Source organism: Bacteroides sp. ET489 (assembly GCF_030518095.1).
GTDB classification, from domain to species: domain Bacteria; phylum Bacteroidota; class Bacteroidia; order Bacteroidales; family Bacteroidaceae; genus Bacteroides; species Bacteroides ndongoniae.
This window is the reverse complement of record NZ_JAULLJ010000002.1, coordinates 118,963-135,721: the sequence shown is the minus strand read 5'-3', so window position 1 is coordinate 135,721 and position 16,759 is coordinate 118,963. Positions and strand designations below refer to the sequence as shown.

Annotated in this window: 12 protein-coding genes; 8 read left to right on the top strand and 4 right to left on the bottom strand. The window is 45.4% G+C overall.

Translation table 11 applies throughout. The features are described 5' to 3' along the window. Nucleotides 1-15 precede the first annotated feature (15 nt). From Q3C19_RS02015 to Q3C19_RS02005, 3 genes are read right to left on the bottom strand one after another with little or no spacing between them, the layout of a single operon-like run. Nucleotides 16-3,990, bottom strand: coding sequence for a hybrid sensor histidine kinase/response regulator transcription factor (locus tag Q3C19_RS02015; protein WP_302726857.1), 3,975 nt, complete (start codon nt 3,988-3,990; stop codon nt 16-18). A 37-nt stretch (nt 3,991-4,027) separates the two neighbouring features. Beyond that, entirely contained in the window at nt 4,028-5,032 is a 1,005-nt protein-coding gene (locus Q3C19_RS02010; RefSeq protein ID WP_302726855.1) for a M28 family metallopeptidase, read from the bottom strand. A gap of 57 nt (nt 5,033-5,089) precedes the next feature. Next, complete coding sequence (locus tag Q3C19_RS02005; protein WP_302726853.1) at nt 5,090-5,830, bottom strand: DNA alkylation repair protein; 741 nt, start codon at nt 5,828-5,830, stop codon at nt 5,090-5,092. A 108-nt stretch (nt 5,831-5,938) separates the two neighbouring features. Between Q3C19_RS02005 and Q3C19_RS02000 the strand changes: the two genes are divergently transcribed. Beyond that, a complete protein-coding gene (locus Q3C19_RS02000; protein WP_302726851.1) occupies nt 5,939-7,174 on the top strand; it encodes a nucleoside recognition domain-containing protein in 1,236 nt (411 codons plus the stop codon). Nucleotides 7,175-7,291: 117 nt separating this feature from the next. Next, nucleotides 7,292-7,723 carry an rRNA maturation RNase YbeY gene (gene ybeY / locus Q3C19_RS01995; protein WP_071148274.1) on the top strand — a complete coding sequence of 144 codons (432 nt, stop codon included), beginning with the start codon at nt 7,292-7,294 and terminating at the stop codon, nt 7,721-7,723. Nucleotides 7,724-7,867: 144 nt separating this feature from the next. On the opposite strand, the gene Q3C19_RS01990 is transcribed toward ybeY, so the two are convergent. Next, nucleotides 7,868-9,901, bottom strand: a complete 2,034-nt coding sequence (locus Q3C19_RS01990; protein WP_302726848.1) for a hypothetical protein — start codon at nt 9,899-9,901, stop codon at nt 7,868-7,870. A gap of 300 nt (nt 9,902-10,201) precedes the next feature. On the opposite strand from Q3C19_RS01990, the gene mnmG reads away from it, so the two are divergent. The 6 genes from mnmG (at nt 10,202) to deoC (ending at nt 16,510) form a co-directional block, all read left to right on the top strand. Beyond that, nucleotides 10,202-12,076 (top strand): tRNA uridine-5-carboxymethylaminomethyl(34) synthesis enzyme MnmG, encoded by a 1,875-nt coding sequence (gene mnmG, locus Q3C19_RS01985; protein WP_277120343.1) that lies wholly within the window; start codon nt 10,202-10,204, stop codon nt 12,074-12,076. Nucleotides 12,077-12,133: 57 nt separating this feature from the next. Beyond that, nucleotides 12,134-12,667: an adenine phosphoribosyltransferase gene (locus Q3C19_RS01980; protein ID WP_277120342.1), complete on the top strand. Its 534-nt coding sequence runs from the start codon at nt 12,134-12,136 to the stop codon at nt 12,665-12,667. 120 nt (nt 12,668-12,787) lie between these two features. Then, entirely contained in the window at nt 12,788-14,614 is a 1,827-nt protein-coding gene (uvrC, locus tag Q3C19_RS01975; RefSeq protein WP_277120341.1) for an excinuclease ABC subunit UvrC, read from the top strand. A 143-nt stretch (nt 14,615-14,757) separates the two neighbouring features. Then, entirely contained in the window at nt 14,758-15,210 is a 453-nt protein-coding gene (gene dtd / locus Q3C19_RS01970; RefSeq protein WP_022162315.1) for a D-aminoacyl-tRNA deacylase, read from the top strand. Nucleotides 15,211-15,254: 44 nt separating this feature from the next. Further along, nucleotides 15,255-15,581: a nucleotide pyrophosphohydrolase gene (locus Q3C19_RS01965; protein WP_071148569.1), complete on the top strand. Its 327-nt coding sequence runs from the start codon at nt 15,255-15,257 to the stop codon at nt 15,579-15,581. Nucleotides 15,582-15,607: 26 nt separating this feature from the next. After that, entirely contained in the window at nt 15,608-16,510 is a 903-nt protein-coding gene (deoC, locus tag Q3C19_RS01960; RefSeq protein ID WP_302726845.1) for a deoxyribose-phosphate aldolase, read from the top strand. Nucleotides 16,511-16,759: the final 249 nt, after the last annotated feature.

Genomic DNA, 16,759 nt, shown 5'->3' with positions numbered 1-16,759 from the left:
AGCATACAGCTCCGGTTAAGACGGCTGCATCTGCTGATACTCGGTAGGAGTTACGCCAAACTCCTCTTTGAAGCACTTCGTGAAGTACTTGGGATTATTGAAACCGACGGCATAAGCAACCTCGGATATGGTTACCGAATGTGAAGACAACATCATGCAGGCACGCTTCATCTTGACATTGCGCACAAAGTCCAACGGAGTCAGTCCGGTCATCGACTTGATTTTGCGATACAGCGTAGACTTGGACATGTTCACCTCTTTAGACAACTGATCCAGGTCGAACTCCGACTGCTCCAGATGCGCTTCGATGCTTTCGATTACAGCTTGCAGGAACTGACGGTCGGCTGAAGGATAGGCCAGGTCCTCCAGACTGACATTCTTCTCTTTTCGGAATGCCGCCTGTCTTCTTCGCGAAGCTTTAATCAAGTTGTCGATACGGGCTGACAGCACTTTCATATCGAACGGTTTGGCAATGTAACCTTCGGCTCCTACATTATAACTGGTCACCTGGTCGTCGGCACCGTTCTTGGCAGTCAGGATAATCACCGGAATATGATTGAAACGCAAATCGGCTTTCATTCGGCTGCACAGTTCCCATCCGCTTACATCGGGCAACATTACATCGCAGATTATCACGTCTACCGTATGTGCAGTCAGCTGCTCCCATGCCTGTCCTCCGTCAGCAGCGGTCAGCACCCCATAGCTATCCTTAAACAGCTCCCGCATAATGTAGAGCAGTTCCGTATTATCATCTATCAGCAGCAACGTCGGCCGGTCGGTGTTTTCTTCCGGCAATACAGGTTCGGCTTCTGTGTTAGGTTCAGAAGCGATTTCATCGGCCGGAAGTACGGACACTTCTTCCACCCTCTCATCGGCCGCATAAGCCTCTTTATCGACAGGAATCTCTACCGTAAAACAACTGCCACTGCCTAACGTACTTTCCACATCAATATTGCCATGATGCAGACATACCAGATCCTTTGTCAGCGAAAGCCCGATGCCGTTCGATTCTACTCCTTTGTTCTTCCGATCGCTGTAGAAACGGGTAAAGATCCGGGCAAGCTCGCCCGAAGCAATTCCTACCCCTTCGTCGGCTACTTTAAGTCCCAGAAAACGAACACCTTCCTTATGTACAATATAGGCCGTAATCCTGATTGTTTTCCCTTCCGGAGTGTATTTAACTGCATTCGAAAGAAGATTGTACAGAATCTTATCCAGCTTGTCAAAGTCCAGCCAGGCCTTTATCTCGACTGGTTCTATACTGATTTCGAGCGATATATTCTTTTGGGCAGCCAACGGGCGGAAATTATTATTGCAAAGCGTCTGTATAAATGCGCCGGCATCCCCTTCTGCCACACTCAGCTTCATTTTTCCGACATCTACTTTCCTGAAGTCGAGAATCTGCTGTATCAGGCGCTTTAGTCTGTCCACATTCGACTTCAACACATCGCACTGCTGACGCACGGCAGGAACTTTCTGTTCCATATAATCGGACATGCAGGAAATCACCGTAAGCGGCGTCAGCAGTTCGTGCGAAACGTTTGTAAAGTAATTCAGCTTCGTACGCACCATTTCTTCTTTCAGTTTTGCTTCATTCTTCAGCTTCATCCGCCTGATATAAAAACGCAACATAGAATAAGCACACGAAACAGCGACTATCAGATAGAATGCGTAAGCCCACCAGGTTTCGTAGAAAGCCGGAAGTTTCACCAGCGTCAGCAGGGTCTCTCCAGCAGTCCACCCTCCTTGTCCGTCTTCCATTTTCACCTTAAAGTGATAAGTACCTTTCCTCAAACGGTTGTAGAAAGCCGAACTTTTGCCATAATCCAGATAAATCCAGTCCTTATCAGCTCCCTCCAACCGATAAGCCATCCGGAGCTTTTTCGAATTCAACGCATAGCGTAGAGGAGAAAAACAGATTTCAATATTCTTGGCATCCGAATCGAGTACCACCCGACTGGCCGTATTTCTTCCACCAAACAGTACACTTTGGTTATCCGAACGCACATCTGTAGCCACCGGACGGAAACGCAAGACGTCGATTGCAGAAACCGTATCCGACTGAATATGTACAAATCCGTGATGCCCGCCAACATACAGTCCACCCAAACCGTCTGGGCTGATTGCCTTGTATCGGAATACATCGACCTCGATGTTTTCATCCGTAGTTCCATAGTCTACACAGGTTTCTTTGCGGATATTGTATTGCAGTACTTTTTTATTGGTTGCAATCCACACAAAATCTTTCTCGGCAACCATTCCCAATACCGAACAGTTATCCAGCCTACTGTCCAAAGGCATATTTTTAAAAGTTCTCCTGCCCTGGTCCGACCTGAAGATCCTGCCCAAAGAGGATACCAACCACAAGCAGCCTTCAGAATCCAGACTAATATGCAGAATTTCTTCTTGCTCTGACAAAAGCTGAACCGGAACCCGGTCTTCCAAAACAATCTGTCCGTTGGAATAACGCAACCGATACAGACATTTGTCCGAACCTACTCCCCAGACATATCCATCCGGACCGGCAGCCATGGCATGCATCATCGGTAACTTCTGCCCGGAGACAACGGGCTTATCAACATCCGGTTGTTTGATAAACAATGCAGATTTTGTCAATATCCATAAGTTACCAGCGCTATCTTCTGTCAAATTCTTGATGCTCCCACTCGCTTGTCCAGACAGATTAATATCTTCTTCTACACAAACCGACATATCTCGATATGCCACCCGCACAGCCCTCGGCACATATCTGGGCGTAACCCAAATTCCGTCCTTTGCGCGTGACTTCACCAACAGTTCCACTTCACCAAGTCCTGACACTTCATTATTCTTGTTATCGACCAGCAGATTCCGTTGTAAATCGTAAAGACAAAGCCCATATCGATCTTGACTAATCCACATCAGCGATTCTTTGTCCATGCACAGATTCAATATATTGACATCCCATCCCATCTGTTCTTTCAGTTGCTCCAAAGGATAGTTATCAATCTTCGAATGATCGAAAAAGATCGTATAGGCCATATCATAAGAGCCCAGCCACAAATTTCCTTCCCGGTCTTTTAAGATTTTGGTATACATCATGTGCGTATCTACCCTGTCGTGGATATCGACACTCTCTAACCGGCCATCCTCTGTATACTTCAACGCATATAGTTCATTATAGGAAAGTAACCACAGATAACCGAACGTATCGTCCTGAACCATACTGTAAAAGATAGGTTCCGACAAACCGGTTCTTGTGTTTATGATGTGATGTCTTTTATAACAATCATCCGTTTTATCAGGAAAGAACTGCCACAACCCTTCTCCCCATGTACCAATCCAATAATTACCGGCAACGTCCTGATACATAGTATAAGGAGCATTAGATGCCCCCAGCCGGGGATAGCTGATAAAGGAGTCAGTTTCAGCATCGTATCTGAAAAGCCCAATTCCATTTGTAAGTGCCCACACATTCCCTTCTCTGTCAGCATAGACAGCATTGACAAGATAATCTTTGCGAGAAAGCAGCTCGTACTCTTCGACTTTTGTGGCATCCGGAGAGCATTTGTATATCTTCTTTCCTGTAGCCAGCCAAACCGTACCCGAATGGTCGGCAATCATATAATTGATATTCTTGTCCAAAAGTCTCTCATCCGGGAAAGGCACAACCCGGCAAGTGTGTTTGTCATACAGGTTAAGGCCTTTGCGAGTTCCTATCCAAACATATTGCTCATTATCGGCAATAGAAGAAATGGTATTGTCGGTAAGCAAACTTAAATCCTTATAGTCCGAACGAAAAGACTGCAAACGATATCCGTCGTAGCGCGCCAGTCCGTTTGTCGTACCAATCCACAAATACCCTTCTTTATCCTGATAAATATCAAAAATCTCGTTAGAAGCCAATTCATAGAAGAAAGGCAGCTTTCTGGAAATGATATGTTGAGCGTATAGATTAGAACATGTGCAGAAAATCAACAATAAAACCCCACAGAGCGTAATATTTCTCATCGTACACAATTTATTTTAAACCGGGCATAAATACAGGTCAATAAACAGGTTCATTAGCCAAATTCCAGACATTCAGGAATGAAGCACGGGTGATGTCTGTCAGCTTATCCCAGTTCAACCGGTCTGCATGGTCACTCGGTTGATGATAATCGGGATGTCCGTCCGTATGATACCAGATAATGGGAATATCCAGTAAAGCAAACGAAGCATTATCGCTACCGCCAACGGGACGATCCCAAGGACGGTAATCGGGCTTCAGATCCAGACCATACGTACGAATATCCTGCTTCAGCCATTCGCCAAAGGCTGGATGCGATTCGGTATAGAAATAGACTACATGTTGCGGACAGTCGGGCTTATTGTTACGACCTATCATGTCGAAGTTAAGGTAGCCTTTCACTTTTCCGATGAAAGGGCACGACATAGTGAAATACCTTGAGCCAAGCAATCCTTTCTCCTCGCCATCCCACAAAGCAATGATGACATTGCGCAACGGCTTCTGTCCCGAAACCACAAAAGCACGGGCTATCTGAAGGACAGCCGAAACACCGGAAGCGTTATCGTCAGCTCCATTATAGATAGAGTCTCCGGCCAAGGTTTCGTCCACGCCCAAATGATCGAAGTGGGCACCTACCACTACATACTCGTCCTTCCGCTTACCTGGAATCATTCCCAGTACATTGTTCAGCCGCAAAGAACGATATGCCCCCTGTTTGTAAAGAGCAATAGAGTCCGGATGAACCTGAAAACGTCCCTTTTGCTGCCGCTCGCGGGCACAGGCTTCGAAAGGTTGATAATAACTCTCTCTATCAAGCGGAGCCACACCGATGTCTTTCAGAAAAGCAGCCAGATAGCGTGCTGCCACCCGCGAGCCGTGCATACCTGCCTCGCGTCCTTGCAATTCATCATCGGCCAGAAAACCGACAATGGCTTCTGCCGATGTTCTATTGATACTTTGCAATCCCCTCTCTTTGGCATCTTGTGCCTGAAGCAGACAGGCACTGAACAGAAAACAAAGAATGCCTATAAATTCTTTATACATAACTCCAACGTATTATCATTAACTTACAAAAAACTTGCTTCTATTTATTGTGCATAATCAACGCGCCATAAACTCCAGCCGTTCCTCTTTCGAGAACTTCTCAATGGCATAACGTAACATTGTACGGGGCATTACGACGGCATATTTCTCAAGGAACTGTACCAACAGATCCTTATCTCGCTTGCCCACCTCGCGCAGCATCCAGCCAATAGCTTTCTGCATCAGATCGTGCATACGAACAGCAGGGAGCGAAGGTGCAGCAGCCACATAAGGCTGAAGGAAATATTCCGACAATCGCAAAGTGTCAATGAAGTCATGATCCCGAATCAAAGCAAGAGTCGAAACAATCGCAATGCGCCGGTCCCAAAGCCAATCACTCTGTGCCAGCCGATAAAGTACATCACGGGGATTATCCTTCAAATACTCGCCTACGATATAAGGAGCCGAAAGATCGACCAAATCCCAATTATTGATACGGGCAGTCTGCGTCAGATAGAAATCAAAGATTATCTTCCGTCCATCAGGAGCAGACTTTTTGAAACGTTCTACCATCATCAGCAAAGCACAAAGACGGCATTCGTGCCATTCGTTCTGTAGCAACTCGGCCATCACATCAAACGGTTCCTCTTTGTGACGGCGAGCTACCTGACGGGTATCAGGAACGACAACACCCAAAAAGCGGTCGCCTTCGCCATATTGCCCCTTCCCTGTTTTGAAAAACTTGGGAAGATATTCACGCTTTACAGGATCGACATACAGACGGAGTTCCTGTTCTATTGCTATTGTTTTCTGTAACATCTTTCAAATATGATAAATTTTTCCTCTCGTTCGGGACAAAAATAGCCAAAATTCACGTGCCAAGTAGAAAGATATGCTTACTTTTGCAATTAAAATTACATTTAGTCTATGGTTCTGAATTACATTTGGGTGGCATTCTTTGTCATTGCCTTCATCGTAGCTCTTATCCGGTTGTTGTTCATGGGCGACACAGAAATCTTCACGGAGCTGGTGAACTCGACATTTGATTCTTCTAAAAATGCTTTCGAGATCTCATTAGGACTTACCGGAGTACTGGCTCTTTGGTTAGGAATCATGAAAATCGGCGAAAACAGCGGTATGATCAATTCCCTGAGCCGATGGTTGAGCCCCTTGTTTTGCCGCCTTTTCCCGGATATACCCAAAGGGCACCCCGCAATGGGCAGTATCTTCATGAACCTGTCGGCCAATATGCTGGGACTGGACAATGCCGCTACGCCTTTAGGACTAAAAGCCATGAAAGAACTTCAGGAACTGAATCCGAAAAAAGATACAGCCACGAATCCGATGATTATGTTTCTGGTAATGAATACATCGGGATTGATACTGATTCCTGTCAGTATCATGATGTATCGTGCACAGATGGGCGCAGTCCAACCCACAGACATTTTCATACCGACACTGCTTACCACAACCATATCGACCCTTGTAGGTGTTGCAGCAGTAAGTATCTCGCAACGGTTGAATCTATTCTGCAAACCTGTACTTATTCTTTTAGGATGCATTGCACTTTTCTTTTCAGCCCTTATCTGGCTTTTTGTCCGTGTAGGACGTGATGAGATGGGCACATATTCTACACTGGCAGCCAATATAATCCTGTTCAGTATCATCCTGCTTTTTATCGTGTGGGGACTTCGAAAAAAGATCAACGTTTACGACGCTTTTATCGAAGGAGCAAAAGAAGGGTTCAGCACTGCCGTGCGTATCATTCCTTATCTGGTAGCTTTCCTTGTCGGAATTGCCGTATTCCGTGCTTCGGGTGCAATGGATATGCTGGTAAACGGCATTGGTTATCTTGTAGGCCTATGCGGCATCGACACCAGCTTTGTTGGTGCCCTGCCCACTGCCCTAATGAAGTCACTGAGTGGAAGCGCAGCCAATGGCCTGATGATAGATACCATGAAAGAATACGGAGCTGATTCGTTTGTAGGCCGTATGAGTTGTGTAGCCCGTGGTGCATCGGATACCACATTCTATATTCTGGCTGTGTACTTTGGCAGTGTAGGCATCAGCCGTACCCGCAATGCCGTAACATGTGGACTTATCGCCGACTTTTCAGGGATTATTGCTGCTATTATTATCAGTTACCTGTTCTTTGCCAGATAAACTACAGACAATATTTATCAGTATCCACCACAGACATCAAAAAGGTATGGCACAAGCGAAACAACTCCTTATAAACATTAGTTATTTACAGAACCAATTAAACAAATCAATAAGACTATGATCAGTTACCAAACAGATGGCGTGGAAATGCCCAACATCAAAAAACGTGAGACTACAGAATGGATTAAAGCTGTAGCCGCAACTTATGGAAAGCGTGTAGGAGAGATAGCCTACATTTTCTGTTCAGACGAAAAGATTCTGGAAGTGAACCGCCAATATCTGCAACATGATTATTATACGGATATCATCACTTTCGACTACTGCGAAGGCAACCGTTTGAACGGTGACCTTTTCATTAGCCTAGATACCGTACGTACCAATGCCGAGCAATTTGCCGACAACGATTATGATCGGGAATTGCATCGTGTTATTATTCATGGTATTCTCCATTTGTGCGGCATCAACGACAAAGGCCCCGGCGAACGGGAAATCATGGAGGAAGCAGAGAACAAAGCTTTGAATATAAAAAACTTGCTTCACAAAGAATAACTGCCCACATTAATATTGAATGAAAGAGTTAAGACTATCTCAAGAAACATATATAACCAAAGATTAAAGCCTTAACTCTTTCATTCTTCATCCATGAGCTTTTAACTTACACTCACAATGGCATCTTCTTTTAACACACATCTACTACCGGAGGAAGGTTTCAGCACGCCCTGACGAAAAGAGTTCCCACAAAGAAGCAACCGTCCATCCTGGAGCAAAAATTGTATTATAATATCCCTTTCCATTTTTCCCATAATCCCAATGAGTGTGCTGAACCACTTCGGGATAATAACCGGTTTTGGCTATGCCGCACATGTGCCCTTCATGAGGTAACAATTGACGCATAGAGGTTGATATAACTTCCGCAAAATCTGCAAAACGTTGCTCACTATATTCTTTCGCCAACCATCTCAATACATCGGCAAAGTCGAAGACAAATACATCTATATGATTATTCTCGACCGAAACATTCCCCCATCCACGGGTTTTTAATCCAATATCACCCAACATTTGTCCTTGCGCAAAGGGCACATCCCACGTATAGTACCACGACAAAGCAAAATAAGCAGCCTTCCTGGCCAATGCTGTATAATGAGCACGTTCTTCTCCTTTCGAAACCAGAGCCAGATAATAGGCTGCCGTAGAAGCATACAAGGAAGCCTCCTTATCCTCGCAATTAGCATCAAGCGTAGACGAGAAATAATCAGATTTGGATATAATCTCCATTTCCAAATAGTTTACCGTACGTCGGGCTGCTTCTAAATAACGTTTATCTTTAAAATATTTATACCCCATCACCAACGGTAATGTAGCAGATGGAGTACTTCCTCCTGTCGAATCTACCAGTGATAAATCATCCTTGAACTTACGTGGGAAACTGCCATCAGCTTGCTGAAGAAGCAAGAACATATCCAACATTTTCCTGACACGCTTCTCCCACTCCGGATGTTTCCGCTCACGGGTACGTTCATAATTCAAATAATGCAACACTGCGTATATTCCTTCCGACTGACGACGGATGCTATGATTCTGTTCTATTGCTCCCCGCTTATAATGAATAACTTCATTAAAGAAACCTGCAGACGAAAAGCCATTCTTCAGATAAGAATCAAAAACAAGACGGGCGTTTCCTGCCAAATCGGTTCTTTGCTGTTGCTCGCCATATTCCAAAGCGTTGAAAGCATTCAGTAATGTACGTCCCACAAAACCTACCTCAGCTACATCATTGCATTTGCAGGTAGCTGTACGTAATTCGACTCCCGAAAAATAGTTTACCGATGTATCATCTACAAAGCTTTCCACAAAATAGTTGCTCAATACACTTTTCATTTCTTCAGAAGAATAAGGTGTCTCAACCGGTTGAGGACGATATGTATCATAACAATATTCCCAAGTACGTTGTACGCACTCAGAGAAGTCAGTTGCATCAGCCTCTTTCAACTCCCATGTCAAAGTAAGTGTTTCTCCTTTCTTCAGAAGCTGAAAAGCTTCAACCGAAGGAGCCAGAGTCAATTTACGGACATAGCTTCGTGGTTCCTCCTTATAAGGGAAACCAAAAGAAAGGGATGTTTCACCTGAAATATTTTCAAAGCCTGTATAGCCAATTGAAGTAGAACCAGACAGTATAACCTCACCTTCCTGATGAGTAGTCAATGCATCTGACTCATAATCGTCCAAACGAATCACTGACATTACCGTTTTCTCTTTTTCATTAAATACAGCCGTTAATGGTGTACTCAAGCGGTCTTCCCGCACCACCCAACTATCCGATGTATGAAAAGAAGGAGCTTGTTTGGGTGAACGCAGATTGCGACGATACCAGAAGCCGGGCATATAGAACAGGCAGTCATCGTGTCGATAGCCCGTTTTCACCAGCTCGTCGAAGTGAAAATATACATTCTCCAAAGCTACAATGAACACTGTTACCCGACAAGATTTCTCCGCTTGATCCACATCCTGATAAATCAGCAATGGCATTTTTTCGGGCGAAATGAGCTGATATTTATACAACGGGTTCTCAGAATCCCGAAAAGACAAAGCATACCGTTCAGCACTATTCCCCGGCGTTTTCAATGAAACAGAAGCACACACCCTTTCCGGCGTATAATTGACGCCATAAGCACAAGCCAGCACTACCGCCAGCAATAACATACTACAAAATGTTCTTTTGAATAACATACCTGCTCTATTTTAAAATAACCAACATTTCTAACGAAGCTAACATTTCCTCTACCAAGAGGAATTAAAAGTCTTATTAGAAAACAATTTCAGATTAGAAAACCTACACAAATCAATGATGCAAAAATAGTCTATCATCCGAACATAAGATAAAAGAATCTGTTCAATAAATAGAACGATAAAACCAAACTGCAATTCCTGACCAGTTTTTCTTATAATTCATAAGTAATAAGCAGCAGAAAGTAAAACCTTAACCTAACTTTTTAGTAACTTTGCATCAGTAATAACAGTTTTAGACGAATGGAATTTAAATACGATGTAATTGTAATCGGTGCCGGGCATGCTGGATGTGAAGCCGCAGCAGCTGCTGCCAATTTAGGATCCAAAACGTGTCTCATCACTATGGACATGAATAAAATCGGGCAGATGAGCTGTAATCCGGCTGTGGGTGGTATTGCCAAAGGACAGATTGTGCGCGAAATCGATGCACTGGGTGGATACATGGGATTAGTAACAGACAAAACCGCTATCCAATTCCGGATTCTGAACCGATCAAAAGGACCGGCCATGTGGAGTCCACGTGCCCAATGCGACCGTGGCAAATTCATTTGGGCCTGGCGGGAAATTCTGGAGAACATACCCAACTTACATATTTGGCAGGACACCGTAAACGGAATTCTCGTTGAAAACGGAAAAGTAACAGGAGTAAAAACCGTGTGGGGGGTAACTTTCCACGCCAAATGTGTAGTTCTGACAACAGGTACCTTCCTGAACGGACTGATGCACGTAGGACGAACCATGCTGCCTGGCGGACGAATGGCCGAACCCGCTTCTTACGAATTGACCGAATCTATCGCACAGCACGGCATTACCTATGGCCGTATGAAAACAGGTACGCCGGTACGCATCGATGGACGAAGCGTTCACTACGACTGTATGGAGATTCAAGATGGCGAAGCAGATTTCCACAAGTTCTCATTCATGAATACAGGCACACGTCATCTGAAACAGTTGCCTTGTTGGACATGCTTCACCAACGAAGAAACGCACCAGATACTGCGTGAAGGTTTACCTGAATCTCCCCTTTTCAACGGACAGATCAAAAGTATAGGGCCACGCTACTGTCCAAGTATCGAGACCAAGATTGTAACCTTCCCCGACAAGGAGCAACACCAATTATTTCTGGAACCGGAAGGAGAAACAACCCGCGAACTGTATTTGAACGGTTTTTCATCGTCTCTTCCCATGGAAATACAGATTGCAGCACTTAAAAAGATTCCTGCATTCAGAGACCTCGTCATTTATCGTCCTGGTTATGCTATCGAATACGATTACTTCGACCCGACCCAACTGAAACACACGTTGGAAACAAAAAAAATAAAGAATCTGTTCTTTGCCGGACAAGTAAACGGAACGACAGGATACGAAGAAGCTGCCGGACAAGGAATCATAGCCGGCATCAACGCACATATCAATTGCCACGGAGGAGAACCTTTCACATTGGGACGCGATGAAGCATATATCGGCGTACTCATCGATGATTTGGTTACTAAAGGTGTAGACGAGCCTTACCGAATGTTTACCTCACGAGCAGAATATCGCATACTGCTTCGTATGGACGATGCAGACATGCGCCTGACAGAGAAGTCATGGAAACTGGGACTTGCCCAAAACGATCGCTATGAGTTATTACGAAAAAAACGTGAAGCCATCGAAAGTTTGGTTCAGTTTACTCGCAATTATTCCATGAAACCTGCATTGATTAATCCCACATTAGAGTCGTTAGGTACTACTCCACTCCGACAAGGATGCAAACTAATCGACTTAATAAATCGCCCGCAAATAACAATCGAAAATATGAGTGAACACGTAAGTGCCTTGAAGCGGGAATTGGATAAGATAACAGAGCGGAAAGAAGAAATTATCGAAGCTGCTGAAATCTTAATCAAATACGAAGGATATATTGGTCGAGAGCGTATCATAGCCGACAAGCTGGCTCGTTTGGAAAGCATCAAGATCAAAGGAAAGTTCGACTATAACTCAATCCAATCTCTATCTACCGAAGCCCGGCAGAAGTTAGTGAAGATAGATCCGGAGACTATCGCCCAGGCAAGTCGTATACCGGGAGTATCACCGAGCGATATCAATGTTCTCTTAGTCCTTTCGGGCCGCTAAGACGAACGCGTTCCACGTGAAACAAATAATTCAATAAACGCATTAAAATATCTGATTATGAACAAAGAAACAATTATCAAAAGTATCCGAGAAATACCTGATTTCCCGATACCGGGAATCTTGTTCTATGACGTAACAACCATGTTCAAAGACAGTGAAGCTTTAAAGAGCATCCTGGACATACTCTACGAGACATACAAGGATAAAGGCATCACAAAAGTTGTCGGACTCGAATCAAGAGGCTTCATTATGGCACCTGCCCTCGCCATCCGATTAGGAGCAGGATTTGTTCCAATCCGCAAACCCGGGAAGCTTCCGGCTGAGACAATTGAGCTAAGCTACGATAAAGAGTATGGAAAGGACACTATACAGATACACAAGGATGCCATCAGCGAAGATGACGTTGTCCTGATCCACGACGATTTACTGGCTACGGGAGGCACCATGGCTGCAGCCTGCCAATTAGTACGACAGCTGAACAAAAACAAGCTATACGTCAATTTCATCATCGAATTAAAGAATCTGCACGGAAGAGAGAAAATAGCTCAAAATGATGTTGAAATAGAATCCATATTGACTTTCGACAGATAAGTATACATAAAAGAGTTTCTTTGCTTCCTTTTCATCGCAGATAGAAAAGAACGGAGCAAAGAAACTTCAGCATATGCCCTACCCCCAGCCATACGTCCATCGAACGAAAAGCATACTAAAATGGAAGAGTTAAAAATCAACGATTATCTGAAAGGCATTGTCTCCAACCTACCCGAAGGCCCTGGCATTTACCAATACCTGAATGCTGAAGGCACCATTATATACGTAGGAAAGGCCAAAAACCTGAAACGCCGTGTATCGTCTTACTTCAACCGAGAACACGAGCCGGGAAAGACACGGGTACTGGTCAGCAAGATTGCCGATATACGATACATCGTGGTCAATACTGAGGAAGACGCCCTATTGCTCGAAAACAACCTGATCAAGAAATACAAGCCACGCTACAACGTCTTGTTGAAGGACGACAAGACCTACCCTTCCATTTGCGTTCAAAACGAATATTTTCCACGTATTTTCAAGACGAGAAGAATCATACGAAACGGCTCTTCCTACTATGGGCCCTACAGCCATATACCTTCGATGAATGCTGTGCTCGATCTGATTAAGCACCTCTACCCGCTACGCACCTGCAACCTGAACCTTTCGCCCGAAAACATCCGAAACGGAAAGTTCAACGTCTGCTTGGAATACCACATCAAGAACTGCGCAGGTCCATGCATAGGGAAACAGAGCATGGACGAATACATGAAGAATATCGATGAAATCAAGGAAATACTAAAAGGGAATACGCAATACATCGAACGGATGCTTTTCCAGCAGATGCAGGAACTGGCAGCCGAAATGAAGTTTGAGGAAGCGCAAAAGGTGAAAGAGAAATACATGCTGCTGGTAAACTACCGCTCCAAGTCGGAAGTAGTAAGCAACATACTGCACAACATCGATGTTTTCTCCATCGAGGAAGACAACGATGCCAGCTCTGCTTTCATCAACTACCTGCACATCACAAATGGTGCCATCAACCAAGCTTTCACCTTCGAATACAAGAAACGCCTGAACGAAACCAAAGAAGAGTTGCTGGCACTGGGCATCATCGAAATGCGCGAACGTTACAAAAGCCTTTCACGTGAAATCATCGTTCCTTTCGAGCTGGACATTGAGCTGAAAGATGTCGTTTTCACCGTGCCGCAACGAGGTGACAAGAAGAAACTGCTCGACCTTTCCCTACTCAACGTCAAACAGTACAAAGCCGACCGACTGAAACAGGCCGAAAAGCTGAATCCGGAGCAACGAACCGTCAGACTGCTGAAGGAAATACAGGACGAACTGCACCTCAAAAGACTTCCCATGCAGATAGAATGTTTCGACAACTCGAACATACAAGGCTCCGACCCCGTGGCCGGATGCGTCGTATTCATCAAAGGAAAACCGTCGAAAAAAGACTATCGGAAGTACAACATCAAGACCGTAGAAGGACCGGACGACTATGCTTCCATGAAAGAAGTCGTCAGGCGGCGTTATCAGCGCGCCATTGAAGAGAAACAGCCCTTGCCCGACCTGCTTATCACCGACGGAGGAAAAGGGCAAATGAGCGCCGTAAAAGAGGTGATAGACGAACTGCAAATCGATGTTCCCATCGCAGGACTGGCCAAGGACGGGAAACACCGCACTTCAGAGCTGCTTTATGGCTTTCCGCCACAGACCATCGGGCTGAAACAGAACACGCCCCTCTTCCACCTGCTGACAAGGATTCAGGACGAAGTACACCGCTATGCCATCACTTTCCATCGCGACAAACGCAGCAAACGGCAGATTGCATCGGCGCTGGATGACATCAAAGGAATAGGCGAAAAGACGAAGACCGCCTTGCTGAAAGAATTCAAGAGCGTAAAGCGGATCAGGGAAGCATCGCAAGAAGCACTGAGCGCCGTTGTAGGCGAAGCAAAAGCGAAAACCATCAAAGAGTTCTTCGAGACAGCCAACTCGTAAAGCGCAGCTGCCTCAAAACACTCCTTTACCCAAAACAGACAGACAGGAAAAAGGGCTAATATCATGCAGGATTTTGGCTCAGTCTGTTTTTTATAATTCGGATAATCTGTATATTTGTAACCCAACTGTAAAATAAAAACAAAATGAGAGTAGTGATACAACGTGCCGGACATGCCTCCGTCACCATCAACGGACATTGCAAATCGGCCATCGGAAAAGGACTGATGATACTGGTAGGCATCGAAGAAGCCGACAACCACGAAGACATCGACTGGCTGTGCAAGAAGATAGTCAACCTGCGTATTTTCGACGATGAAAACGGCGTTATGAACAAATCTGTTCTTGATATTGACGGCGAAATACTTGTCATCAGCCAGTTCACCCTTCATGCCTCGACCAAGAAAGGAAACCGCCCCTCGTATATCCACGCTGCCAAACCGGACATCTCCATACCGCTATACGAAGAGTTTTGCCGCTGCCTGACTGAAGCATTGGGCAAGGAAATCGGTACAGGCGAATTCGGAGCAGACATGAAAGTAGAGCTGCTGAACGACGGACCGGTAACCATCTGCATCGACACCAAAAACAAAGAATGAAAGGAGTACAGACGATGAATACGGAAGAAAACAATCCCACAGGCATCACCCTGCACGATGCCCAGCAGCAAGTAGACAACTGGATAAAACAATACGGTGTGCGCTACTTCAGCGAACTGACCAACATGGCCGTATTGACCGAAGAAGTTGGAGAACTGGCTCGCGTGATGGCCCGGAAATACGGCGACCAGTCGTTCAAACAAGGCGAAAAAGACAACCTGGACGAAGAGATAGCCGACATCCTCTGGGTGCTTCTATGCATCGCCAACCAGACAGGTGTAGATGTCACCGAAGCCTTCAGACAAACCTTGGAAAAGAAGACACGCCGAGATAACCAGCGGCACCTGAATAACGAAAAACTAAGACAATAATAACCCTACCCTAAAAGAGAAACATCATGGATAAAAACGAACCGAACAAGAGCAAGTACGATGCCGCTCTGGCCAAGTACAACACCCAGCTGGACGATGCCGAAGTAGCTGCCCAGGTAGCCAAAATCATGACAGAAAAAGTTCCTGCAAACGATACCCTGGACGTCAAGAAGTTTCTGTTCAACTGCATCGATCTGACCACACTGAAGAGTGAAGACAGCGATGAAAGCGTAATGAAATTCACCCAAAAAGTCAACCAGTTCGACGAACTGCACCCCGACCTGAAAAACGTAGCAGCCATCTGCGTATACCCCAACTTCGCTGAAATAGTAAAAGACACGCTCGAAGTGGAAGACGTGAAAATTGCCTGCGTATCGGGCGGATTCCCCTCCTCGCAGACATTCATCGAGGTTAAAGTGGCCGAAACAGCCATGGCCATCATGGAAGGTGCCGACGAGATAGACATCGTTATTTCAGTAGGCAAGTTCCTCAGTGGAAACTACGAAGAAATGTGCGACGAAATACAGGAACTGAAAGAGACTTGCAAGGATCATCACCTGAAAGTCATTCTGGAAACAGGTGCCTTGAAGACGGCTTCGAACATCAAGAAAGCCTCTATCCTGTCCATGTATGCTGGTGCCGACTTCATCAAGACTTCTACCGGAAAACAGCAGCCTGCCGCCACTCCCGAAGCCGCTTACGTTATGTGTCAGGCTATCAAAGAATATTACAAAGAGACGGGTATAAAGATCGGTTTCAAGCCCGCCGGAGGCATCAACACAGTGAACGATGCATTGGTATACTACACCATCGTTAAAGAAATACTGGGCGAAGAATGGCTGAACAACAGCCTGTTCCGCTTGGGCACAAGCCGCCTGGCCAACCTGCTGTTGAGCGACATTCTGGGTCAGGAGACAAAATTCTTCTAATTGTCGCCAGTCACTTGCTATCGCCGCCCAACGCCCCTCTTCCGCAAAAGGAAAGGGAGAAACAGCTTTCAATAAGGAACGCTTTTCGGACAACCGGAAGGCGTTTTTTATACTCCTTTTTTCCACGAAAACAGGCAATAAGCGATGTGTCCGAGCCACACAAGCGTTGCTCATGAGCCGTGCAAGTGTTGCTCGCGAGCCGTGCAAGTGTCTCTCACGAGCCAGGCAAGTGTCCTGCAAAGCCCGATA